General features: G+C 38.5%; 23 protein-coding genes and 1 tRNA gene. 8 read left to right on the plus strand and 16 right to left on the minus strand.

The features are described 5' to 3' along the window. Positions 1 to 11: 11 nt before the first annotated feature. Positions 12 to 197: a twin-arginine translocase TatA/TatE family subunit gene (locus QUF91_RS25210; RefSeq protein ID WP_068986770.1), complete on the minus strand. Its 186-nt coding sequence runs from the start codon at positions 195 to 197 to the stop codon at positions 12 to 14. A 199-nt stretch (positions 198 to 396) separates the two neighbouring features. Beyond that, positions 397 to 1,032, minus strand: a complete 636-nt coding sequence (locus QUF91_RS25215; protein WP_285398644.1) for a redox-sensing transcriptional repressor Rex — start codon at positions 1,030 to 1,032, stop codon at positions 397 to 399. Positions 1,033 to 1,279: 247 nt separating this feature from the next. Between QUF91_RS25215 and QUF91_RS25220 the strand changes: the two genes are divergently transcribed. Next, positions 1,280 to 3,223 (plus strand): ABC transporter ATP-binding protein, encoded by a 1,944-nt coding sequence (locus tag QUF91_RS25220; protein ID WP_289419747.1) that lies wholly within the window; start codon positions 1,280 to 1,282, stop codon positions 3,221 to 3,223. A gap of 657 nt (positions 3,224 to 3,880) precedes the next feature. Here QUF91_RS25220 and tsaD read toward each other — a convergent pair. From tsaD to QUF91_RS25260, 8 genes are all read right to left on the minus strand, one after another. Continuing rightward, positions 3,881 to 4,897: a tRNA (adenosine(37)-N6)-threonylcarbamoyltransferase complex transferase subunit TsaD gene (gene tsaD / locus QUF91_RS25225; RefSeq protein ID WP_289419748.1), complete on the minus strand. Its 1,017-nt coding sequence runs from the start codon at positions 4,895 to 4,897 to the stop codon at positions 3,881 to 3,883. Next, complete coding sequence (gene rimI, locus QUF91_RS25230) at positions 4,897 to 5,349, minus strand: ribosomal protein S18-alanine N-acetyltransferase (RefSeq protein ID WP_289419749.1); 453 nt, start codon at positions 5,347 to 5,349, stop codon at positions 4,897 to 4,899. Before rimI ends, tsaD begins: the two co-directional genes overlap by 1 nt. After that, on the minus strand, positions 5,342 to 6,049 hold the full coding sequence (tsaB, locus tag QUF91_RS25235; protein WP_289419750.1) for a tRNA (adenosine(37)-N6)-threonylcarbamoyltransferase complex dimerization subunit type 1 TsaB: 708 nt from the start codon (positions 6,047 to 6,049) through the stop codon (positions 5,342 to 5,344). Before tsaB ends, rimI begins: the two co-directional genes overlap by 8 nt. Beyond that, positions 6,046 to 6,495, minus strand: a complete 450-nt coding sequence (gene tsaE / locus QUF91_RS25240; RefSeq protein WP_285398652.1) for a tRNA (adenosine(37)-N6)-threonylcarbamoyltransferase complex ATPase subunit type 1 TsaE — start codon at positions 6,493 to 6,495, stop codon at positions 6,046 to 6,048. Before tsaE ends, tsaB begins: the two co-directional genes overlap by 4 nt. A gap of 119 nt (positions 6,496 to 6,614) precedes the next feature. After that, the gene (locus QUF91_RS25245; RefSeq protein WP_289419751.1) at positions 6,615 to 6,956 is read right to left on the minus strand and encodes a hypothetical protein; all 342 of its coding nucleotides are present in this window, start codon (positions 6,954 to 6,956) and stop codon (positions 6,615 to 6,617) included. Positions 6,957 to 7,061: 105 nt separating this feature from the next. Next, positions 7,062 to 7,187, minus strand: coding sequence for a hypothetical protein (locus QUF91_RS25250; protein ID WP_285399268.1), 126 nt, complete (start codon positions 7,185 to 7,187; stop codon positions 7,062 to 7,064). Next, entirely contained in the window at positions 7,177 to 7,350 is a 174-nt protein-coding gene (locus tag QUF91_RS25255; RefSeq protein ID WP_285399267.1) for a hypothetical protein, read from the minus strand. Before QUF91_RS25255 ends, QUF91_RS25250 begins: the two co-directional genes overlap by 11 nt. 181 nt (positions 7,351 to 7,531) lie before the next feature. Then, positions 7,532 to 7,607: transfer RNA gene (locus QUF91_RS25260), tRNA-Asp, on the minus strand. 381 nt (positions 7,608 to 7,988) lie between these two features. Here QUF91_RS25260 and QUF91_RS25265 point away from each other — a divergent pair. The 5 genes from QUF91_RS25265 to QUF91_RS25285 are packed head-to-tail and all read left to right on the plus strand — an operon-like array spanning position 7,989 to position 12,666. Then, a complete protein-coding gene (locus QUF91_RS25265) occupies positions 7,989 to 8,297 on the plus strand; it encodes a hypothetical protein (protein WP_289419752.1) in 309 nt (102 codons plus the stop codon). Between the two features lie 43 nt (positions 8,298 to 8,340). Beyond that, on the plus strand, positions 8,341 to 9,264 hold the full coding sequence (gene opp3b, locus QUF91_RS25270) for an oligopeptide ABC transporter permease (protein ID WP_285399265.1): 924 nt from the start codon (positions 8,341 to 8,343) through the stop codon (positions 9,262 to 9,264). Positions 9,265 to 9,267: 3 nt separating this feature from the next. Then, positions 9,268 to 10,302 carry an oligopeptide ABC transporter permease gene (gene opp3C, locus QUF91_RS25275; protein WP_285399264.1) on the plus strand — a complete coding sequence of 345 codons (1,035 nt, stop codon included), beginning with the start codon at positions 9,268 to 9,270 and terminating at the stop codon, positions 10,300 to 10,302. Between the two features lie 13 nt (positions 10,303 to 10,315). After that, the gene (locus QUF91_RS25280) at positions 10,316 to 12,304 is read left to right on the plus strand and encodes an ABC transporter ATP-binding protein (RefSeq protein WP_289419753.1); all 1,989 of its coding nucleotides are present in this window, start codon (positions 10,316 to 10,318) and stop codon (positions 12,302 to 12,304) included. Continuing rightward, on the plus strand, positions 12,301 to 12,666 hold the full coding sequence (locus QUF91_RS25285; protein WP_289419754.1) for a DUF3899 domain-containing protein: 366 nt from the start codon (positions 12,301 to 12,303) through the stop codon (positions 12,664 to 12,666). The genes QUF91_RS25280 and QUF91_RS25285 overlap by 4 nt, the downstream gene beginning before the upstream one ends. A 111-nt stretch (positions 12,667 to 12,777) precedes the next feature. Here the strand turns inward: QUF91_RS25285 and QUF91_RS25290 are convergent, their stop codons facing one another. Beyond that, positions 12,778 to 14,460: a peptide ABC transporter substrate-binding protein gene (locus tag QUF91_RS25290; protein WP_289419755.1), complete on the minus strand. Its 1,683-nt coding sequence runs from the start codon at positions 14,458 to 14,460 to the stop codon at positions 12,778 to 12,780. Positions 14,461 to 14,597: 137 nt separating this feature from the next. Here QUF91_RS25290 and QUF91_RS25295 point away from each other — a divergent pair, with 137 nt between their 5' ends. Both QUF91_RS25295 and rpoN read left to right on the plus strand, forming a co-directional pair. Further along, a complete protein-coding gene (locus tag QUF91_RS25295) occupies positions 14,598 to 15,662 on the plus strand; it encodes a M24 family metallopeptidase (RefSeq protein WP_285399259.1) in 1,065 nt (354 codons plus the stop codon). A 333-nt stretch (positions 15,663 to 15,995) separates the two neighbouring features. Next, positions 15,996 to 17,282: an RNA polymerase factor sigma-54 gene (gene rpoN / locus QUF91_RS25300; RefSeq protein ID WP_289419756.1), complete on the plus strand. Its 1,287-nt coding sequence runs from the start codon at positions 15,996 to 15,998 to the stop codon at positions 17,280 to 17,282. A gap of 136 nt (positions 17,283 to 17,418) precedes the next feature. Here the strand turns inward: rpoN and QUF91_RS25305 are convergent, their stop codons facing one another. From QUF91_RS25305 to QUF91_RS25325, 5 genes are all read right to left on the minus strand, one after another. Then, the gene (locus QUF91_RS25305) at positions 17,419 to 18,903 is read right to left on the minus strand and encodes an aldehyde dehydrogenase family protein (RefSeq protein ID WP_289419757.1); all 1,485 of its coding nucleotides are present in this window, start codon (positions 18,901 to 18,903) and stop codon (positions 17,419 to 17,421) included. A 188-nt stretch (positions 18,904 to 19,091) separates the two neighbouring features. Further along, a complete protein-coding gene (gene dapA / locus QUF91_RS25310) occupies positions 19,092 to 19,991 on the minus strand; it encodes a 4-hydroxy-tetrahydrodipicolinate synthase (protein ID WP_285399256.1) in 900 nt (299 codons plus the stop codon). A 32-nt stretch (positions 19,992 to 20,023) separates the two neighbouring features. Further along, entirely contained in the window at positions 20,024 to 20,896 is an 873-nt protein-coding gene (locus QUF91_RS25315) for a proline racemase family protein (protein WP_285399255.1), read from the minus strand. Between the two features lie 14 nt (positions 20,897 to 20,910). Beyond that, entirely contained in the window at positions 20,911 to 21,930 is a 1,020-nt protein-coding gene (locus QUF91_RS25320; RefSeq protein WP_289419758.1) for a proline racemase family protein, read from the minus strand. After that, positions 21,927 to 23,108 carry an NAD(P)/FAD-dependent oxidoreductase gene (locus QUF91_RS25325; RefSeq protein WP_289419759.1) on the minus strand — a complete coding sequence of 394 codons (1,182 nt, stop codon included), beginning with the start codon at positions 23,106 to 23,108 and terminating at the stop codon, positions 21,927 to 21,929. The genes QUF91_RS25320 and QUF91_RS25325 overlap by 4 nt, the downstream gene beginning before the upstream one ends. Positions 23,109 to 23,127: the final 19 nt, after the last annotated feature.

Raw genomic sequence — 23,127 nt, forward strand, 5'->3', positions numbered from 1 at the left:
AACATCCTAACTTACTTATCTAGTTCTTTCTTTTTCTTGTCATCATCATCTTCGTCGGCTAAACCTTTAGTAGCATTTTTAAATTCTCGTAATGTTGAACCGAATGCTTTACCCAGCTCTGGTAACTTCTTAGGACCAAAAATTAATAACGCGACAATTCCGATAATAATGAGGCTCATAGGACCAATACTACCCATTACAGCCACCTCCTCTTTATATCCATCATTTTAACCCATATTTCGTCATTTTGCTAACTAATTATATGTGAAAGTTTTTAGTCACTCTCTCGTTTTATTCCATACTTACATTTAACAGAAATTGTGAACTATACGATCCTCCGGAGGCTTTAGGCCAACAGATGTTTACCGCTGAAAGAAGTTAAATTATGTACAATTATCACTCTTCCTGATTGCGAATTAAATAAATGAGCGCCTGCAATTCTACCGATAAATCAATTGTTAAGAGCTGCATTCTATCTGGAACCGTTAACCGCTCTGGCGTAAAGTTTAAAATGCCTTTTGCGTTCATTGCCGCTAATCTATCAGCCATTTTCTGTGCAGAGCGTGGTGAAACTGTTAAAATCGCAAGCTCCGCTCCATATTCTGCATACTTTTCTTCCAATAAATCAGGATGGAAAACAGGAATATTGCTTATCATCTTCCCGTCCTTTGGAGCCTTTGGATCAAAAGCCACAACGATATGAGTATTATGATTTTTTTGGAAATTATATTTTAATAAAGCACTACCTAAATTCCCTACACCAATTAACGCTACTTTTGTCGTTTCGTGCTGATCGAGCGTTTGACTAAAAAATTTTAATAGATGCTGCACATCATAGCCATAACCCTTTTTCCCAAGAGCTCCAAAATAAGAAAAGTCACGACGAATAGTTGCAGAATCAATTTTCATCGCTTCACTCAGTTCCTTCGACGAAATGCGTTCCATGCCTTCTTGTGCAAAGTTTTGGATAAATCGATAGTAAAGAGGAAGTCTTTTTGTAGTGGCTTGTGGAATTTTTAAATCTTGTTTCAAACTTTCTCCTCCTCAAATGTCTCAGTTTGAATGTACTTAGCTACTAATTTTAATACATGTATCATTAACTATATACAAAAACTTTTAATATCCACTAGAGTATTTCCCTTTAGTTAATGGCGCTTTTTACGCCACTAACTAAAGGGAAATCGTTTCAATCTTACATGACAGCTTGGAATAAGTAAAGCACCGACATTGCAAGCGAATCTCTCATCCATTACACTAAGGAAGAATTGAGGTGTCCAGAATGATTGTTTTACAGGTCAATCAACTATATAAATCCTTCCTTGTAGATGAAATTTTAAGTGGCGTAAAATTAGAGGTTCAACATCGTGATCGCGTTGCATTAGTAGGACGTAACGGTGCTGGCAAGTCCACTTTACTTAAAATAATTGCTGGTCAAATGTCATATGACTCTGGTGATATTATAATCCCTAAAGGTGTACAAATTGGATATTTAGAACAGCATGCTGGATTAAATTCAACATTGTCGATTTGGGATGAAATGATGACAATTTTTGAGCCGCTTATTGCACAAGAACAAGCACTCCGATCATTAGAACAACAAATGGCCGACCCTACTGTTTATGAAAATCCGACTTTATATGCAAAAATAATGTCTGAATACGATCATTTACAGCATAATTTCAAGGATGCGGGTGGCTATCAATACGAATCTGATACACGCTCCGTGCTTCATGGCATGCAGTTTTATCCTGATGATTACCAAAAGCCAATTAGCTCACTATCAGGTGGACAACGAACTCGGTTAGCACTTGCTAAGCTTCTTTTAAGTAAACCTGACCTATTAATACTCGATGAGCCTACTAACCATTTAGATATTGAAACCCTTTCCTGGTTAGAATCATATTTAAAAGGATATGAAGGGGCTATTTTAATTGTTTCCCACGACCGATACTTCTTAGACCAAGTTGTTTCCATTGTCTACGAAGTTTCACGTCATCGCGTCACAAAATATACAGGAAATTATAGTGCCTATTTAGATGAAAAAGCGAAAAATTATGAGCGTGATTTGAAGTTATTTGAACGCCAGCAAGATGAGAAAGCCAAGCTCGAGGAATTTATCCAAAAAAATATTGCTCGTGCTTCTACTACTAAAATGGCACAAAGTCGTCGTAAAATGCTTGAACGAACAGAGTGGATGGAATCACCTGATGGCGATGAAAAGTCCGCAAGCTTCGGTTTTACAATTGAACGCCAAAGTGGTAACGATGTATTATCTATTGATGACTTAGCTATAGGTTATGGAGATAAGAAAATATCAAGCGGCATTACATTACGTACTTTCCGAGAGGACCGCATTGCACTAGTTGGACCAAATGGTGTTGGTAAATCAACTTTATTAAAAACCATCGTCAAAGATTTACTACCACTCTCTGGAGAGATTCGCTATGGTACAAATGTTCAAGTTGGTTATTATGATCAAGAGCAGGCAAAACTATCGAGCAACAAAAGTGTACTAAAAGAGCTATGGGACGAATGGCCTTTAATGAATGAAAAAGATATTCGCACAGTGCTAGGCCGTTTCTTATTCAGTGGAGAAGATGTGGATAAAATCGTATCATCTTTATCTGGTGGTGAAAAGGCAAGACTTGCATTAGCTAAGCTGATGATGCAAAAGGCAAATTTCTTAATTCTCGATGAGCCTACCAACCACCTAGACTTAGATAGTAAAGAGATACTGGAAAACGCGCTTATTGATTATCCTGGAACACTTTTATTTGTGTCGCATGACCGATATTTCATCAATCGAATTACTACTAAAGTGATTGAGTTGTCTGGCGATGGTTCCTTTGAATACTTGGGTGACTATGATTATTACCTTGAGAAGAAACAGGAGCTTTTAGAAATTGCACAAATGAAAGCTGCGGCTCAGCCGAAAGTACAAGCTGAGGTACCTGAGAAATCCTCTACCTCTAAAATTGATAAAGAGGCTAAAAAACGGGAGCGCCAAATTAGACGCACACTTGAAGAACTAGAGGGGAAAATGCAGCAAGTAACTATTGAAATAGCTCGTTTAGAAGAAGCTCTTTGCAATCCCGAGATTTTCACAGACCACGAAAAAATTACACAGCTTCAAGATGAATTATCAACTGTTAAGGAACAGCATGAGTTATTCGAAATGGAATGGCTTGAGCTAAGTGAGGAACTTGAAAATATTATTTTATAACATCCCCCATCCAACTTCTTTGCTTTGGAGGGGTAAAACTTGTAAGCCATGTGACTTGTCACATGGCTTTTTCCTTTACTCGCCTCGTTTTTTCATATATATTGGTCAAGTGCTATTTTTCGACAAAAAATGCCCACAACTTTATACACACAATAAATCTAGTAATATCAACATATCAACAGACTTTTCCACATTGTCCACAACCCAAAATTATTTTATCCACATATTTTTGTGTAGAACAAGCTACTATATATTGAATAATCACAAGTTATGCACAAGTTATCAACATTTTGTGCATAAGTACGGATGTTCGCTGTTTTATTTTTCACCTTACCTGTGGATAATTTTCTGAAAAATTTGTCAACTGAACTCTTTATATTCGTTCTTATCGACAATTTTTTCGCAAAACAAAAAGAGGTATTTTAGAATCAACTCTAAAACACCTCTCCTCTATAATCAATCATGCCTTTAGCATGTCCGGAATCGGCTTTGTTCTTAGGCCTGCAGATGTTTTTTGCGCGAAAGCGTAGCGGCAGCAGCACCGACGCAGGTCAGTTAGCCGTTATCGCATGGATGCGATGATTTTAGGCTAACATCCCCTAAGAACTCCTTTCCGATTCCATGACATCCGCCAGAGGCTTTAACTTCCAAAAGAAGTTAAACCCAGGATTTTAACTCCATTCCAGGGCGACCATTCATTGATAAATTACCGCGAATACCTGCTTCAAACATTGGTGTTGCTGCTGCCCCTATCATAGCGGCATTATCTGTACACAGCTTTAATGGCGGTACATAAAACGGGATACCTTCCTCTGCAAATACAGACTCAAGTGATGTACGTAAGCCTTTATTTGCCGCTACACCTCCAGCTGCAATAACCTGTTTCACTTTATATTCACGTGCAGCCCGTAATGTTTTCGCTGTTAGCACTTCAACTACGCTATCCTGAAATCCTTTAGCAACGGCAGTCGGAGAAATCTCTTCTCCACGCTGATCCATATTATGTTTATAATTAATAACCGCTGATTTTAGGCCACTAAAGCTAAAGTCATACGAATCTTCCTCTAACCACACTCTTGGGAAGGTTACTGCCTCATTCCCCTCATGTGCTAGCTTGTCAATACGCGGACCACCTGGATACGGTAAGTCTAAAACACGAGCAACCTTATCATAAGCCTCACCAGCCGCATCATCTCTCGTCTCTCCGATGACTTCAAAAGAGCCGTGTTCCTTCATATAAACTAGTTCCGTATGGCCACCTGATACGACAAGTGCTAATAATGGGAATTCCATTGGCTGCACGAGTGCATTAGCATATATATGTCCCGCTATATGGTGTACACCGATAATTGGTAAATTGTTAGCAAACGCAAAAGCCTTCGCGGCATTAATCCCAATTAACAATGCACCTACAAGACCAGGGCCCTCAGTAACTGCCACCGCATCTAGATCAGCTGGTTTTATGTTTGCCTGTGCTAACGCTTCTTCTATGACCACTGTAATTTGTTCAACATGATGGCGAGACGCAATTTCAGGTACAACCCCACCAAATCGTTTATGACTTTCTATTTGAGAAGCGACTACATTTGAAACGATTTCTGAACCATTTCGAATAATCGCTGCCGCTGTTTCATCACAGCTCGATTCTATTGCTAAAATAATTCGATTTTCCATCATAAATTCACCCACATGACAAGGGCATCCTCCCCGTTATCTGTATAATAGCCTTTACGTATGCCACCATCTTGGAAATGAAGCTTTCGATAAAGATTTTGAGCAACTGTATTCGTTACGCGCACTTCTAAACTCATTACCTCCATATCATGCTCCCCAGCAATACGTATTGCCTCTCGCATTAATCCTTCACCAATTCCTCGGCCACGAGCTGCCTCTATAACGGCTACATTCGTAATTTGCGCTGCGTCTATAACCATCCACATGCCACAAAAGCCGATAATGCTACCGTCCGCATCCACAGCCAGCACATAATGTGCGTACTGATTTTCATGCACCTCATAGTAAAAGGAATCTAACGTCCATGGTGCAGAAAATGTTGTAAGCTCAATGTCATATACTGCTGGGACATCATCCGATACCATTTTACGATACGTTACATTGCTACTCATGAGCCTTCTCCTTTTGATCCTTCAGCCAATTCGCCTCCGCCTCTGCAATACGTTTGTATTGCGGGACAAAATGATGAACTGCTTCCACACTTGGTAGTTCCACTTTAGTCGCTAATCGAACAGTTTCACTTGCTCGTGGTAGATCATTGCTAAATGGTGTACGCAGAGCAAAGTCACCTAGTACCTCTACAATTTTATGCCAAAAAACATCTACGTCTGCCCCTACAAATAAAACTGGTGTCTCTAAAGCTTGTAAACGTTCTAATAATCCATCTATATGATCGTGATAGTCATCTATAATCGCTTCAAGCTCACTACCTTTATAAACAGCCGTATAGACATTGCCTCTTCGCGCATCAAAAATCGGACAAATAAACCCATCGTATAATGTTGCATTTGCAGCCAATGACTTTAAGCTAGATATTCCAACTAAAGGCTTTTTCAATGTCCATGCTAAGGTTTTAGCAAGTGTCACACCTATTCGTACACCTGTATAAGAACCAGGCCCTTCTGATACAGCAATCGCATCTAACTCATTTGGCTTTATGCCAGCCTTTGCCAGCACTTCTTCAATGGCTGGCATTGCACCTGCCGAATGCGTTAATTTTATATTTTGTACAATTTCAGCAATCACTTTTCCATCCCTTACGACAGCAATAGAAAGTGGTGCGTTCGCTGTTTCAATCCCTAACCAAATCATTTCATTAGCTCCTCACATAATGCCTCATATCGCTTTCCAAGAGGTGTTAATACAAATCGTCGTTGATTTTCTCCAATTCGGTAAATTTCTATTCCAAGACGCTCCTGTGGTAAATCCTGTTCAATTAAATGAGCCCACTCGACAACTGATACTGCATCACCATAAAATAGCTCATCCCACCCAAGGTCTTCATCGCTTTCCGCTAAACGATAAACATCTAAATGATTAAACGGTAAACGTCCCTCATATTGCTTGATAATCGTAAATGTTGGGCTATTGACCGTTCGCTTCACACCAAGCCCCTTCGCTAATGCTTTCGTAAATGTTGTCTTACCAGCGCCCAAATCACCCTCTAATGTGATTGTATCCTGAGCTTCTAGTAAGTTTGCTAGCTTCAACGCAAAATGCTCAGTATCATCAAGCGAATTCATTATTTTTTCATACATCATCTCTTTTTCCTCTCCTAGCTCCATTACCTCTAGTTTACCGAAACAAGCGTAAATGTTCAAAACATCCAATGATTTAAAAAAAAAAAAAACACGCCCCCCCTTTGTAGAAGACGTGCTTACTTTGTTGTTGAATACCCCTTTAACTCAATAACCTCTTTATCAATCAATTTATCATCTTTAAATTTTACTATATAGGCTTGTGTCATAAGTATTTCATCATTCCAGCGGTATTGATCTTTTTTAACCATTTCTTCTGCACCACCTGCAATTTCCACTACTTCCATATACGACATACCTTTTTTTAATTTTTCAAATTCTGCTTCATTCATATTTTTTTGCCAGTGATACGTATTGGACTCCTCGATTTCTAAAATAGGATCTCCACAACCTGCGAGAATCACCAAAGCGCCTATGAGCAAGCATATATTAAGACGTTTTATGTAAAAATTATTTCTCATGTTAACACCTCCAAAGACAGTTTCCTATACGTGGAAGAAATCGATAAAAAGATAGTCACCTAATTTTTATGTTTGTTGATCTACTTGTTAGATTCATTAAAACTTTTAATTTGGTGGCTCTACATCAAATGTTGGGGGTGACGCACAATGTGCAGCTTCCTCAATCGCCCCTCCATCTTTAATTGTATTTAGTACCTCAACAAATATTATAAAACCAATTTTATTGGGCATTTATTGGTTCATCACCAAAACGTGTGGTTGATTTCCGTTCCGGCTGGGCGCTTTGCCGCTGACGCTTCGCTTTCGCGCAGAGCAGAGCTTCCTGGGGGCGTCCGATGAGCCGCTTCACTCGCGTTGCTCGCTCCAGGGTCTCATCTGTGACGCTGATCCCCAAGGAGTCGCCTAGCCTCCACTCCAATCAACTTATATACATAGCATACGTTTTAACTAATATCATCTACAACTTTTGGTGATGAGCCCATTTATTTATTGATATCCACTTATTCCCTTATATTAACAATAAAAAAGTTCTTATGATTTTAAAAGCATCATAAGAACTATATTATCGATTATAATGGCGGTCCCGACCGGGATCGAACCGGCGATCTCCTGCGTGACAGGCAGGCATGTTAACCGCTACACCACGGGACCTCTTTAAGACATCTATTAATATATCATAAGTAAATGTAACATGCAATATTTTTTTCATATTTTTTTAGTTTTTTACCAAAATATATACTTCATTTCACATTCCGCTGCCGGATGACGCTTTCATCGGGCGTAACCTAAACTCCTCGTCGTTCATACTTTTGCTCCTGTGGGATTCAGCAGAGAGCCTTACGCTGTGACGAAAGCAGCGCGACAGGAGAACTAGCCTCCCTCTACTCCAAGTACTTTGATACCAATCCATTTTTTTAATCAAAAACAGATTTAGTGTAAATTCTTTTGCTCATCACCATGAGTTGTGGATGACATTTGTTAAAACGTATGCCATATAGGTTGATTGGAGTGAAGTGGAGACTGGGCGACTCCTTGGGGATCAGCGATATAGAGGAACGAAGGCTAAAAGCATCACGTCCTGTGATAACGCCTTCGTTACCAACATCCTGTCGCTGCCGCTACGTTACACTGCGCTTTCGCACAAAAAATATCTGTCGGCCCGAGACCCTGGAGCGAGCAACACGAGTGAAGCGGCTCATCGGACGCCCCAGGAAGCTTTGCTCTGTGCAAGCGTCGCGTCAGCTACAAAGCGCCCAGTCGGAACGGAAATCAACCACATGTTTTGGTGAAGAGCCAATTCTTCAATTCCCCCCCTTTTTTTGGCATCGTTTTTGCAAATAAATTAAATAGATTCTACAAACTATTTCATAAGGAGGTCGTTTCAATGATTCGGTACATCTTTACTCGAATCGGCTACATGATCATTACGTTATTTATTATCATTTTGCTTTCATTTTTGCTAATGAAGGCATTGCCCGGTTCTCCATTTAACGATGAACGCTTACCTGAAACACAAAAAGAACTACTTTACAAAAAATACGGGCTAGATAAGCCGGTACCTATTCAATTCGGTATTTACTTAACAAATCTTGTACAAGGGGATCTAGGTATTTCATTTGTTTTGGATAATCGTCCGGTTACTAAAATTATTCAAGAGCGTATCGGCCCCTCTGCCATTCTCGGATTTCAAGCCGTTACTGTCGGTACTTTAATAGGCTTACTATTAGGTATCGTAGCGGCGCTAAGGCATAACACCGTTATAGATTACGGGGCCACTGTTTTAGCTGTGCTCGGTATCTCCATTCCATCCTTTGTATTTGCAGGTTTTTTACAATATTGGGTTGGTGTCAAACTAGGCTGGCTACCAATCGCCTTTTGGAATGGTTTTGAATACTCAATATTACCAACAATCGCGTTAGCGGTCAGTGTTGTTGCAACAATTGCCCGTTTTACACGGATTGAAATGTTGGAAGTGCTCAATCAAGAATACATCTTAACAGCGAGATCAAAAGGACTATCGAATCCCGTTATTATTACAAAGCACGGTATTCGAAATGCACTAATCCCAATCATTACAGTTATCGGACCATTAACTGTTAATACGATTACTGGCTCACTAGTTATTGAAAAAATTTTTAGTATCCCTGGTTTAGGAGAACAATTTGTTAACTCCATTATTACGAATGATTACCAGCTTATTATGGGAACAACAATCTTTTATGCTGTTTTATTTGTAAGCGTTATCTTAGTTATTGATATTTTATACGGATTCATCGACCCTCGGATTCGTGTCACAGGAGGCGAGTAATTTATGACAACAGAAGTAACTAAGAATGCGACGGTAAAAAAATATCCACCCGATTTGTTTGAGCCTGCCTCACAAAGTGAATTTGTTGATGATTTCACGTATCGTCCCGAACAATCATTTTGGCAAGATGCATGGCTTGGTTTACGCAAAAATAAAGCAGCTATTGTAGGCTTATGCATTATTATTCTAGTTATTTTACTAGCTATATTCGGTCCATTTATGAACAGTCATGGCTACGATGAACAAAATCTTGCGCGTACAAATTTACCACCAAAAATCCCTGTTCTTGAGAATATTTCATTCTTAGGTTTGAACGGTGTTGATAGTCGTGGCGTTGACCAATACGAAGCAAAAGGTATAAGTGAATATTTTTGGTTTGGTACAGATGAATTAGGTCGGGATTTATGGACACGTATTTGGCAAGGTACACGTATCTCTCTTTATATTGCTTTTTTAGCAGCAACGATTGATTTAATTATAGGGGTTGCTTACGGAGCTGTTTCAGCATTTTATGGTGGTCGCACTGATAATATTATGCAACGTATTATTGAAGTGTTAGTTGGTATCCCTGGGCTAATTATTAATATTCTTCTCATTCTTATTTTAAAACCAGGAATCATTTCTATTACTATTGCGATGGTTATCGTCGGGTGGATTAGTATGGCTCGTATCGTACGAGCACAAATACTAAAGCTAAAATCATATGAGTTTGTTCTTGCTTCTAGAACGCTCGGTGCTAGTAACCAACGCTTGATTTGGAAACATTTAATTCCTAATACACTAGGTCCGATTATTGTAGCTACTACTTTTACCATTCCAGGAGCTATCTTTACTGAAGCATTACTAAGTTTTATCGGCCTAGGACTACAGCCACCAACTGCTTCCTTAGGAACGATTGTTAATGACTCTTATAAATTATTACGTATTTATCCACATGGCATGATTTTTTCATCCATTATCATTAGCTTAATTATGATTAGCTTTAATTTACTCGGTGATGGACTGCGTGATGCATTCGATCCAAAAACACGTAAATAAGGAGGGGTGCGAATTGAAAAAAATACTAGAAGTTAAAAATTTAAGTATTTCATTTAATACACAAAATGGTGAGGTTCAGGCAGTTCGCAATGTATCATTCGACTTATTTGAAGGTGAAACACTAGCAATCGTTGGCGAGTCGGGCTCTGGAAAATCAGTTACTTCTAAAAGCCTATTACGATTAAACCCTACCAAAACAACAATGCTGAAAAACGGTCAAATTTTATATAATGGAAAAAATATTTTAACGTGTAGAGAGCAGGAAATACGTGCAATTCGTGGAGCTGAAATCTCAATGATTTTCCAGGATCCTATGACTGCATTAAACCCCACGATGACAATCGGTAGTCAAATTGCAGAGAGCATAAAAAAACATACAACATTACGTGGTAATCAAATTACAGAACGAGTGATTGAACTATTACAGCTTGTTGGCATTAAAGAAGCGGATAAACGATATAAACAATATCCTCATCAGTTTTCTGGAGGAATGCGTCAGCGTATCGTTATCGCGATGGCACTTGCTTGCGAGCCTCGTATTATTATTGCGGATGAACCTACCACAGCTCTGGACGTTTCTATTCAAGCACAAATTCTAGAATTGCTAAAAAACATTCAAAAAAAGATGAATCTTTCAATTATATTTATTACACATGATTTGGGGGTTGTAGCAAAAATGGCTGATCGTGTTGCCGTGATGTATGCTGGAAAAATGATTGAAATTGGCTTAGTTGATGAAATTTTTTACCATTGTCAGCATCCATATACACAAGGCCTACTCGCCGCTATGCCAAACCCAGATATTGAAACCGACATACTGTACGCTATTCCAGGAACACCACCAAACTTACTGCAACCACCGATTGGAGATGCCTTCGCTGCTCGTAATAACCAAGCACTCAAAATTGATTTTTTAGAGGAGCCACCAATGTTTAAAATCAGCGACACACACTATGCTGCAACTTGGTTATTGCATGAGCAAGCGCCTAAAATGATACCGATTCAACATCAATTAGCCCAAGCCGAACGCAAGGAACGTGAAAAAGCTCCTGTATTTGATACAACCAACCCGTATTTAACATTAAAAGGAGTAAAGCAGCATTTTAAATTAGATAAAAATACTATCAACAAAGCTGTAGATGGCATTACTTTTGATATTTATAAAGGAGAAATCTTCGGTTTAGTTGGAGAATCTGGCTGTGGTAAGTCCACGACAGGGCGCTCGATTATCGGACTTAATACAATAACAGATGGGGATATTCACATCGACGGTAGGAATATTAATGAAGCAAAGACGAAGCAAGAAAAATTAGCCTTTAATCGCAAGGTGCAAATGATTTTTCAAGACCCTTATTCTTCCTTAAATCCACGTATGAAAATTGCTGACATTATTACAGAAGGTCTTGCTATTCATGGTGTACCGAAAAGCGAATGGAAGGCAAAAATTTATGAGCTATTAAATATAGTAGGTTTAACGAAAGAATATGCTAATCGCTATCCTCATGAGCTTAGTGGCGGGCAACGTCAGCGTATCGGTATTGCACGCGCACTTGCTGTAGAGCCCGAACTAATCATTGCTGATGAACCGATTTCTGCATTAGACGTTTCGATCCAAGCACAAATCGTTAATTTATTGAAAAAGCTACAAAAGGAACGTGGACTGACATATCTATTTATTGCACACGACTTGTCGATGGTGAAATATATTAGTAACCGCATCGGCGTCATGCATCGCGGGAAAATTGTAGAACTTGCAGAAAGTCATGAACTCTATGATCACCCTATTCACCCTTATACAAAGGCATTATTATCTGCTATACCACTACCTGACCCCAAACTAGAACGTGAACGACAACGTATTATTTTTAACGAAGCTGAATATAACGCTACTAATAGAGAAAGTGAAAGCTTTACTGAAGTACGCCCGGGCCATTTTGTCATGCTAACAGAAGAGGAGCTTACCCAATACTATCAAGCAAACAGTGAGAGCATACCGCTATGAAATTAAAAACAACTATATTGTTTACTGGCTGCATTTTTATATGTTCCCTTCTCTATACATTACTCTTAAAACAATCGATGACAATGCTAACTATGATTAATCATACTTTTCTTGCTTCACTTGCTTTTACAATCGTTGGAGCAATATTGTTTGTTGTGCAAGGTGGGCTTTTTAATGGTATCGCTTATAGCTTTAAACGCTTTTTTGCTCGTGTCACTAAAAACGGTACCTACGCATATGAGTTAGATGGTGACTTGGAATTCGTACAAGCGCCATCCTATACCTTTACCTATCCACTGCTACTTGCAGGTTTGATTGGCTGTATTATCACCACTATTTTATCTCTTGTTTTCTATTTATAGATGGCTTATTTCACAATAACGTGGGGTTGGTTTCCGTTCCGACTGATGCTTATAGATGTTTTGTTTACTATCATAAAAAAATGCTGCCTACATTGATAGGCAGCATCTTTTTTACTTTACAATCTCAACCCATTTATAGCTAATGTCCGCTGAAAATGGATGTTCATATAATTTTTTTACATACGGCTTCGTCAAACGACTTATACCTCTTTGGAATGTCGGCGCAATTGCAAAATCATCCATCATAATCTTTTCAGCTTGTTGCATTAATATCCAACGTTCAGAAACATCAGAAGTTGTTTTAGCTTTTTTAATTAATGCATCCACCTTTTCATTTTTATAGTGAGATTGATTGTAGTAGGCAGTCGATTCAAATAACTCAATATAAGTCATAGGATCTTGATAGTCAGGGCCCCAACCACCATAGTCTAAATCATAGTCAACAGCCCCTTCTAGTGCTAGCTTTTGCTTATTAGGCTGCATATTGATTGTTAGCTCTAAGCCTTCAAGATTTGTTTCTAATTGGTTTTTAATAAATTCTGCAGCTTTTTTAGATTCTGCACGGTCATATGTTAAAAACTCTAGTTTTACTTTATCTACCCCCAGCTCCTTTAAACCCATAGCCCATGCTTCCTTCGCCAATTTAACATTAGTTTTATTCATATCACCATTACCATCACGGAAATCAACACCTTTTTCATCTGTTGATAATCCAAGTGGTACTAAAAAATAAGCTGGAATAGAGCCATCCTGTAAAATCACATCTGCAAAGCCTTGTTTATCCCAAGCCATATCGATTGCTTTCCGAATGTTCTTATTCGATAAAAATTTATTTTCATGGTTCATTCGAATGAAGAACGTATTTGGTTTTAAGAATGTTGAATACTCTGGGCTATCTTTGTATTGAGCAACATACTCACTTGTAAGCTCAGCAGTGTCAATCTCTCCCGCTTCATATAGATTGACTGCTGTTGCTGTATCTTTCACGATTTTTTGTGTAATTTTTGTAAGCTTCACATTGTCTTTATCCCAATAATTTTCATTTTTTACGAATGTCCAGCCTTGACCATGCTGCCATGATTCCAATACGAATGGACCATTATAAATCATATTTGCTGCTTCTAACGCATATTGATCGCCTTGTGCTTCCGTAAATTCTTTGTTTAGTGGAAAGAACGGTGCATACGTTGTTAAGCTTAGGAAATATGGAATTGGAGCATTTAGTTGAACTTCCAATGTGTAATCGTTTAGCGCTTTAATGCCAATTTCATCTACCTTACCATATAATGGATCACCCTCTTTTTGAACACTGGCTGCATTTTTTATATCTAGCATTAAATAAGAATAAATTGCTTGCGTTTTAGGATTGATAGCTCTTTTCCAAGCATATTCAAAGTCATGTGCTGTAACAGGTGTACCATTGCTCCACACAGCATCTTGGCGTAACTTAAATGTATATACAGTACCATCCGCTGAAGCTTCATATGACTCTGCCATTCCTGGCACTGGTGTATTCTCTGGTCCGATACGGTATAACCCCTCAAATACAGAGTTCATTGCTGTAACTGCAAGTGCATCTACACTCCCTAATGAACTCATTGTTGCTAAATCCCCTCCCGCTACTAAATGTAGCTCCTGTCCAACCGTTGTGTCGCCGTCAGTAGTAGTCTCTTTGTCCGTACTATTGCCACCAGTTGGGCTACTAGAAGAATTATCCTCCTTGCCGTAGCAGCCAACTAATACAACTAGCATTAGCCCTAATAACACGACTAACCATTTTGTCTTTTTAATCATTAGCATTTCCCCTTTGATTTTATTGCACGATAGCTCACGTGCAACAAAACATATATGCAATATTCATGCCGATACCATATTTACTCTAAAATTTTGGCACAAATCTTGCAGTATATTTAAAAAGGGGGAATTATAACATGTCACTACTAAAACAATTACGTGAAGCATTACGAGCTCAACAATCGGATGTACTCATCATAACGAGTAATCAAAACCGTCGTTATTTAACAGGATTTACAGGCAGTGCAGGTACAGTAGTAATTACACCGACTCAAGCACTTTTACTCGTAGATTTCCGTTATACACAGCAAGCTACAAACCAAAGTAAAGAATTTGATGTTCGTGAAATCGATCGCAGCCGTTTATATGAAACTATCCAAGAAATTTTAGACACAGAATCTATCCAAACAATTGGTTTTGAGCAACAACATGTTACTTATGAGGTATATCAATTAATGTCTAGTAAATTAACAGCAACATTAAAGCCGCTATCTAATATTGTGGAAAATTTACGCACGATAAAAACACCAGAAGAAATTGAATTGATTAAGAAAGCAGCGTGGATTTCAGATGAGGCATTCAAGTATATTTTGACATTTATTAAACCAGGAGTGTCAGAAATTGATATCGCAAATGAGTTAGAGTTTCATATGCGTAAAAACGGAGCTACTGGAGCTGCATTCGATATAATTATTGCTTCTGGTCATCGTTCTGCACTTCCGCATGGTGTTGCATCTGACAAAATAATTGAAGAAGGCGATATGCTGACACTTGATTTTGGTGCCTATTATCAAGGCTATCGTTCAGATATGACGAGAACAATTGCAGTTGGAGAACCATCTGGTAAACTAAAGGAAATATACCAAATCGTTTATGACTCATTACAAATAACTCTATCTAATATGAAGGCTGGTATTACTGGAAAAGAAGTAGACAGCTATTCACGAGATTTCATAAAAGCTAAAGGCTATGGAAAAAATTACGGACACGGTTCGGGGCATGGTCTTGGCTTAGATCTTCATGAAAACATTTTTATGTCTACAGTATGTGAAGACATCCTAGAAGAAAATATGGTGCTTACTGTTGAGCCCGGTATTTACATTCCTGATTTAGGCGGAGTACGTATAGAAGATGATGTCATCGTTACAAAAAACGGTGTTGAAGTTATCACACACTCACCAAAAGAGCTTATTATTTTATAAAGTCATAAAGTAACGTTTTAATTTTGAAAAAGTGTATTGGTGGTATGAAAGCCTATGGAGCGGAGGGAGGCTCGGACCACGCCAAAGGAAAGCGTCTCCCGGAATGAAATTCGCGGTCAAGTACATATGTTAGTGAAAAGCCTTTTTACATTATTTATACACACTCATAATAACGTTCATTTTTTTGACACATTTTAAATATCTTTATTATAGACATTGTTACTAAAACTCCTTTTACTTCCGTAATAAATGTCAAAAATTATTGTCACTCTTACTCAGGTAGCATCATTTTCTATAGATTTAAGTACTTAAATGGAGAATGGAGGTTTTAAAATGCAGCTTTCTATTAAACAAACTCAAGATTTGAATTTAGTGATGACTGCACAACTTCGTCAAGCCATCGAGTTACTACAATATTCCACACTAGAATTAGAACAGTATATTCGTGAACAAGAGCTCGAAAATCCATTAGTAGAGTTAAGCGAACCGACATTTCAAGAACGTACACATTTTTCAAAAGGTGTTAGCCGTCACACAAATATCTTGGAACATGTAACTAAATATGAAAAAAATATTCGTGATGATTTATTTGAGGAGATTAAGCTAACCTTCCATGAAGATAAAGACATTAAACTGCTTAAACATATTATTTATCATTTGGATGACAACGGCTACTATGAACAGCCAATGACACCGACTTATCAAGATTATGAAATCGAAAAGGGCATTCACTTATTACAAAACATTGGACCACTTGGCATTGGGGCACGAAATTTGAAAGAATGCCTGCTATTACAAACTATGTATTGTGAAAATAGCCCTGCTCATGCGGAAACAGTAATTTCCTTTTATCTTGATGAACTTGCTAATCAGAAATGGAAGAAAATTTCCAACGTTTTAGATATATCACTTTATGAATTACAAGGAATTTATCAATTCATCCAAACTTTGCAGCCTAAGCTTAGCTCACTGTTTCATCAGGAAGCTATACATCATCATACACCGGATATTATTGTTGAGATTGTTGATGGCGCCATCACTTTTTCATTAAATGATTATTATTTACCTAAAATCAATATACATGCGGACTATGCACCCTATATTACTACCAATTCCTCTGAAAAGAGTTATTTTAAAAAGTATTTATCAGACTATCAATGGCTAGTTAACAGTGTTGAGCAGCGCCGAAATACCATTATTAAAATCATGAAGGCACTTATTGAAAAGCAAAAAGCCTTTTTCACACATGGCTTTGATGCTATAGAGCCTCTTACTTTACGTGAAATTGCTGAACAAATTGAAGTACATGAATCGACAGTTAGCCGAGTGACAACGAATAAATATGTACAAACGTCTTTCGGGACATTTGAACTTCGAGATTTATTCACTTCTAAATTACAAACAGCAAATGGTAACAGTGTTTCACAAATAAAGGTAAAATCACTTTTGTCAGACTATATCAAAACCGAGAATAAAAAGAAGCCTTTCTCAGATCAAAAAATTGCCGAGCATTTCAACAACATATTTGGTATTGAAATATCACGTCGGACAATTGCAAAATACCGTGAAGAAATGAACATTCCATCATCTACAAGACGTAAAGTAATTCAATTTAAATAGTTATTATAAAAGGAGCTACTTTTCATTTGGTAGCTCCTTTTCCTATAATAGATGAAGGCTTATCACCATAACGCGAGGTTGATTTCCGTTCTGAATGGGCACTTCCCTAAGCGTACGATGAGCCCAAGGAATCCACTTAGTTTTGCTTCATATTTACGAAGACACTTTTAACTTCCGTATAGTTAGACAAGCCATATTCGCCGCCCATTTCGCGACCAACACCTGATTGCTTGTAACCTCCGAATGGCATCGTTTCCCACTCTAAACCAAAATCATTAATCCATACCGTTCCCGCTTGTAGCTTACTAGCAATATAATGTGCCTTCTTCACATTTTCAGTCCAAATGCTTGCTGCGAGTCCATACTTACTATCATTTGCACGAGCAATCACCTCTTCTACTGTGTCAAATGAGAAAATAGACATAACCGGTCCGAAAATTTCTTCACGAGCAATTGTCATATCATCCTGTACGTCAGCAAATACAGTTGGTTGTACAAAATAACCTTTGTTAAATTCACGCTCTCCACCTGCTACTAGACGCGCACCTTCTTCTTTTCCTTTTTCAATGAAACCAAGTACTGTATTCAGTTGTTTTTGTGAAACAAGTGGACCCATATCTGTTTCTGAATCTAGCCCAGGTCCTAATTTTAATGCTTTTGCTTTTTCGGCAAGTCGCTCAACAAACTGATCGTATAAGCTACTGTGTACAAAGACCCTTGTACATGCACTACAATTTTGTCCGTGATTGTACATTGTCCCAGCAAATGTTCCTTCTATTGCCTCTTCTACGTCTGCATCTTGTAAAACGATTGCTGGAGATTTACCTCCAAGCTCCAATGTTACACTTTTCACATCGTCTGCCGCTTTTTTCATGACGTGAATTCCAGTCTTTGTGGATCCAGTGAATGCCACCTTGGCTACACCTTTATGTGTAACAACAGCCTCACCCGCTTCACCTGTGCCAGGTACGATGTTCACAACACCATCTGGGAAGCCGGCTTGTTTCATTAATTGACCTACGTACAATAAAGATAGTGGCGTTTCAGCTGCAGGTTTAATAACAACTGTACAACCTACTGCTAATGCCGAACCTAATTTCCATGCAGCCATTGCAAGCGGAAAATTCCATGGAATGATTTGCCCTACAACCCCTACTGGCTCATGGACAATGTAGTTTAAATAATCCTTTGATACTTGCACCGTTTTTCCTGTTATTTTTGTTGCCCATCCTGCATAATAACGGAAATGTTGTACAGTACCGTCCACATCGTCAGCTAAAGCCGTTTTGTATGGCTTACCATTATCTAATGATTCTAGCTGTGCAAGTTCTTCCCGATGCTCCTCTAGTAAATCTGCAAATTTATAAATAATACGTGAGCGTTCTGCTGCATCCATGATGGACCATTTATCATCAAATGCTTTTTGTGCAGCCAGTACAGCTATGTCGATATCTTTAGCTTGTGCTTCATGTACTGTTGCAATTACCTCTTCGTTTGCCGGGTTTAATACTTCAAATGTTTTACCTGATTGAGAATGTACATATTCTCCATTAATATATAAACCAATTGTCGATTGTAAAAATTCCTTCACCCTTGGTTTCAATGTTAATAATGCATCCATTTCGCCACCCCTTCTTATCATCAATTTCAACTTGGTTTCATTGAAGCTGTCGCTACGTTTGCACTTCGCTTTCGCACAGAAAACATTTGTAGCTGTCGCTTTGCTTTCGCTACAGCTAAACATTGCGTCCGGATTTAGAATTGTGCCCAGGCCTGCATAAGGGCCGACACACTTCCTTTCAAAATCACTTATGCCCGAGTAGCAAGTACGTCTAAGTCAGCCATGATTGCTTTTAGTTGTGCATCTTCTTCCTCTGTCAATGGGAGACGCGGTAAACGACAAGGTCCGCCCGCCCAACCCTTTAATTCCATTGCACGTTTTGCAATTTGTACGTATTTACCTGATCCTTCTAAAAACGCACATAATGGTAATAAACGATCATAAATAGCCCACGCTTCATCCAGATTGTCGTCTTTTACATTGTTATACAATTCCGTTACAAGTTCAGGCACGATGTTTCCTGATACAGAAATCCAACCAACAGCACCAACTAGGAATGATTCAATTGCTAAATCTTCTGAACCACAGAACACTTTAATATTGTCTTGTCCTTGACGCACAATATCACGCGCTTTGCCGATGCTACCGCTGGATTCTTTAATATGTGTAATGTTTGGTACATCTCTGCCTACTTTTAATATTGTTTCTAAGCCAATATCCACACCAGAAGTGAATGGATTATTATAAATCATAATTGGGAAGCTTACTGATTCTGCAACTGATTTAAAATGTAAATAGATTTCTTCATCTTTTGGATGTGCGTAATAAGAGTTAATGAGCAAAGCTGCATCTGCTCCTGCTTTTTCAGCCTGTTGTGTATATGCGATTGCCTCCGCTGTTGTTTCTGCAGCCGTACCAACAATTAATGTAATACGACCTTTAATTTGATCAACCGCTACGTCTACTGCTTTAAAGCGCTCTTCTTTAGATAAACTTACGAATTCACCTGTGCTACCGTTAATGGCAATACCTGTTACGCCAGCTTCAATAAAACGCTCGATGTTTTGACGGAAGCCATCCCAATCGATGTCAGTTTGGTTTAACATTGGTGTTACTAATACTGGAAATGAACCTTCTAATTTTTTCATGCTTCTTTCCTCCTAAGTCATTCAAGTTATATTTACACAATGACAAATCCTTGTTGTAGCGGATCTTCACTGTCTACTACAAATTGATGGATTCCTGTGATATATCCTGTTAATGCAATTTCGTAGCCAACCTCATGTTTGTTTACAATTTCAATACAGCTGCAAAAAATACTGTTATTTTTTTGAACAGCTTCATCGCCTAAAACTGCTAGTAATGCAAGTGTACTATCTACACTTGGCGAGCGAAGAATATAGCCATCACGTTCAAATGTTACTGAACGTACTTCACTGTCTACTTTTTCATACACAATAACGCCATCAGCTGCACTATATTTTGTACTTTCATTTACTCCCCAAGTACTAATATCTGCTAGCTCCTCTAGGACAAGTGCCTTGAATTGTTGTGGCTTTTCTAAAACAATATAACGTCGCTCACCATCTACCACTACGAACTCCTCTTCTACAAGCGCTGGCTTCACTGTCAATTGAACTGACAGTACTGCATCCTTTTTCTCCGAAAGATGTACATTTACTTTGTAAATACCTTTTACTGTTTCAATCGTATACATATCATTCTCTGATACTTCAATTGTTCCAAGCTCTATTAATGCTGTCGTCGTAGCTACAAGTGCCTCATACTTAAAATCTGTAGAAGCATCGTGCTGGAAAAATAATAAACGGAATGATGCAACATTGGATGGCAAGATCATGCATCCGTTCATACCACGATGCCCACGTGGTTCGTTTAATAGAAGTTGTTTTGTAGTTTCAAATTGTGTATTTAATGCATTAGCCGCTTCCACTATATTTTCCTGAGAAATTGCGATAGGCGATTGCACGACTATGCGAAAAGCTTCTCCAACTACCTGTGTATCAATCGTTTGAAAAGATTTATGATAGTTCATATATCTAACCTCCTTTAGTGATCCATTGGTGGAATCATCAGGTAGCCTTCTTTTAACGGGTCCTGATCATTGTAAAAGAATCGATGCATACCCATTACCCATGCAGATCCTGTTATTTCTGGGATAACGGCTGTTAAATCGCCAACAGCTACTTCCTCTAGTACACGCGCTTTAAACAATGTCCCTACAATACTTTCATAAATGAACGGTTCATTAATAGAGAGCTCATTTTTCGTGTACAGTGTCGCAACTTTTGCTGAAGTACCTGTACCACATGGTGAACGATCAATTCCGCCCGGCGGTACAACGACTGTATTTTTTAAATCTGCTAATTCATTTACTGGATCTGTATAAAACTCGATATGCGTTAACCCATGAATAAACGAAAACTCAGGATGTACGATCTCTTCCTTGGCATTCACAGCATTGCGAAGACGGATACCTGTATTAATAATATTCGTAGCATTTTCTACTGATAAATCGAGATCCATTTTTCTAGCATCTATAATGCCGTAAAAATTGCCTCCATACGCAATTTCACATTCAACAATACCGAGTGCAGGGTCTTCAACTTCAACTGTCTTTAATAGAAAAGAAGGTACGTTTTTAAACGTTACTTCCTTGGCTATGCCATCTTCTACTTTAATTTTTACATCAATTAAACCTGCCGGCGTATCTAATTTAATATGTGTATAAGGGGCTTGAACCTCAATTAAATTCGATTCAACAAGTGCTGTGCAGACGCCAATTGTGTCATGCCCACACATCGGTAAGTAGCCACCAGTTTCAATATAAATCACACCTAAATCAGCTTCTGGATGGCAAGGGTCCGTAATAATAACACCTGACATGACGCTATGTCCTCGAGGCTCGTTCATCAGAAATTTTCGGATCCAGTCAAAATGCTTTTGCATATAAAGCATTTTGTCAGACATCGTTTCACCTTCAAGCTTCGGCATGCCACTAATGAGTGAACGCGTTGGATTTCCACCTGTATGGGTATCAATTGTTGTAAATAACTTTTGAAATTTCATTTGTGGAGTACCCCTTTCTTAAATCTATTCATATTGACTGGCTCAGTAGGAATACATGTATCTTTGTGTTGTAGCAATTCTTGCACAAGCTTTCCTGTAACTGCCGCTAAGCTAATACCGTCCCCTTCATGGCCTGCCGCTATGTAGAAGCCTGGTACCTCCCCTACTTCACAAATAATTGGTAAATGATCCTCTGTCCATGGTCTTAGCCCCGCATATGTACGAATAACCGACATATCAGCGATTTTAGGATAAAAGCGTACTGCACGTCTGGCAATCATCTTCACGACATCATGATTTACTTTCGTATCAAAGCCAACAAATTGGCGACTACTCCCTATTAAAAAGTTTTGTGCTTCTGTCGGCTCAAATACTAAAGCAACCCCATATTTTTCGATATCCGCATCCACCATACGCTCTCCACCGAATTTAGAAATCAAATAACCGAATTCCATGACCTTTCTTAGACCTACTGGTTGCTGACGCGATGCAACAATAATATGACCTTTACGTGGTTTAATAGGTACGTCAACGTCGAGCATTTTTCCAATAATCGGTGCCCAAATACCACAAGCATTAATAACTTTATTGGCTGTCATGATCCCTTCGTTAGTCTCGATTAAAAACGTGCCACTCGGCTGTTTCTTTATGTTTTTTACTTCCGTATGCTTTCGTATTTTTGCACCAAATTTTTCTGCTGAATGGAACATAGAAAATGTCAGCATATACGGATTTACTGTGGAATCTGTTTTACACTCCAATCCACCATACAAATCATCTGCAAAAAATTTTGACTCGTTACGCAAGTCTGCGCGATCTAACATATTAAAATCTAAACCCGCTTCTTGTTGACGAGTTACCCATTGCTGAGCAGCTTCCATTTCTACATCACTTTCACAAACAAGAATACTTCCAGGGTTGCGATATTCAAATTTAATGTCCAAATCTTTATCTAACTCATGTACTAATTGTTGGCTTACTAATGACATTTGGCTATCAAAGCCTGGATCCTTATCTATAGCTAAAATATTTCCATCACAGCGAGAAGATGTACCACTCGCCAATTCATTTTTTTCAAGTACCATTATTTCTAGGCCCGCCTTTGCACAATAATAAGCAATTGCCCCGCCAATAATGCCACCGCCAATAACTACGATATCATGATGAGATTTCTGCAAGACTCTCCCCCCTTTTTGC

Source organism: Lysinibacillus sp. G4S2 (genome assembly GCF_030348505.1).
Classification (GTDB): domain Bacteria; phylum Bacillota; class Bacilli; order Bacillales_A; family Planococcaceae; genus Lysinibacillus.

Bases quoted from the DNA above. Each gene is read 5' to 3' on its own strand.
- QUF91_RS25210 (WP_068986770.1), bottom strand. From the start codon at position 197: ATGGGTAGTATTGGTCCTATGAGCCTCATTATTATCGGAATTGTCGCG.
- QUF91_RS25220 (WP_289419747.1), top strand. From the start codon at position 1,280: ATGATTGTTTTACAGGTCAATCAACTATATAAATCCTTCCTTGTAGAT.
- tsaD (WP_289419748.1), bottom strand. From the start codon at position 4,897: ATGGAAAATCGAATTATTTTAGCAATAGAATCGAGCTGTGATGAAACA.
- rimI (WP_289419749.1), bottom strand. From the start codon at position 5,349: ATGAGTAGCAATGTAACGTATCGTAAAATGGTATCGGATGATGTCCCA.
- tsaB (WP_289419750.1), bottom strand. From the start codon at position 6,049: ATGATTTGGTTAGGGATTGAAACAGCGAACGCACCACTTTCTATTGCT.
- tsaE (WP_285398652.1), bottom strand. From the start codon at position 6,495: ATGTATGAAAAAATAATGAATTCGCTTGATGATACTGAGCATTTTGCG.
- QUF91_RS25245 (WP_289419751.1), bottom strand. From the start codon at position 6,956: ATGAGAAATAATTTTTACATAAAACGTCTTAATATATGCTTGCTCATA.
- QUF91_RS25250 (WP_285399268.1), bottom strand. From the start codon at position 7,187: ATGCCCAATAAAATTGGTTTTATAATATTTGTTGAGGTACTAAATACA.
- opp3b (WP_285399265.1), top strand. From the start codon at position 8,341: ATGATTCGGTACATCTTTACTCGAATCGGCTACATGATCATTACGTTA.
- opp3C (WP_285399264.1), top strand. From the start codon at position 9,268: ATGACAACAGAAGTAACTAAGAATGCGACGGTAAAAAAATATCCACCC.
- QUF91_RS25285 (WP_289419754.1), top strand. From the start codon at position 12,301: ATGAAATTAAAAACAACTATATTGTTTACTGGCTGCATTTTTATATGT.
- QUF91_RS25290 (WP_289419755.1), bottom strand. From the start codon at position 14,460: ATGATTAAAAAGACAAAATGGTTAGTCGTGTTATTAGGGCTAATGCTA.
- QUF91_RS25295 (WP_285399259.1), top strand. From the start codon at position 14,598: ATGTCACTACTAAAACAATTACGTGAAGCATTACGAGCTCAACAATCG.
- rpoN (WP_289419756.1), top strand. From the start codon at position 15,996: ATGCAGCTTTCTATTAAACAAACTCAAGATTTGAATTTAGTGATGACT.
- QUF91_RS25305 (WP_289419757.1), bottom strand. From the start codon at position 18,903: ATGGATGCATTATTAACATTGAAACCAAGGGTGAAGGAATTTTTACAA.
- dapA (WP_285399256.1), bottom strand. From the start codon at position 19,991: ATGAAAAAATTAGAAGGTTCATTTCCAGTATTAGTAACACCAATGTTA.
- QUF91_RS25315 (WP_285399255.1), bottom strand. From the start codon at position 20,896: ATGAACTATCATAAATCTTTTCAAACGATTGATACACAGGTAGTTGGA.
- QUF91_RS25320 (WP_289419758.1), bottom strand. From the start codon at position 21,930: ATGAAATTTCAAAAGTTATTTACAACAATTGATACCCATACAGGTGGA.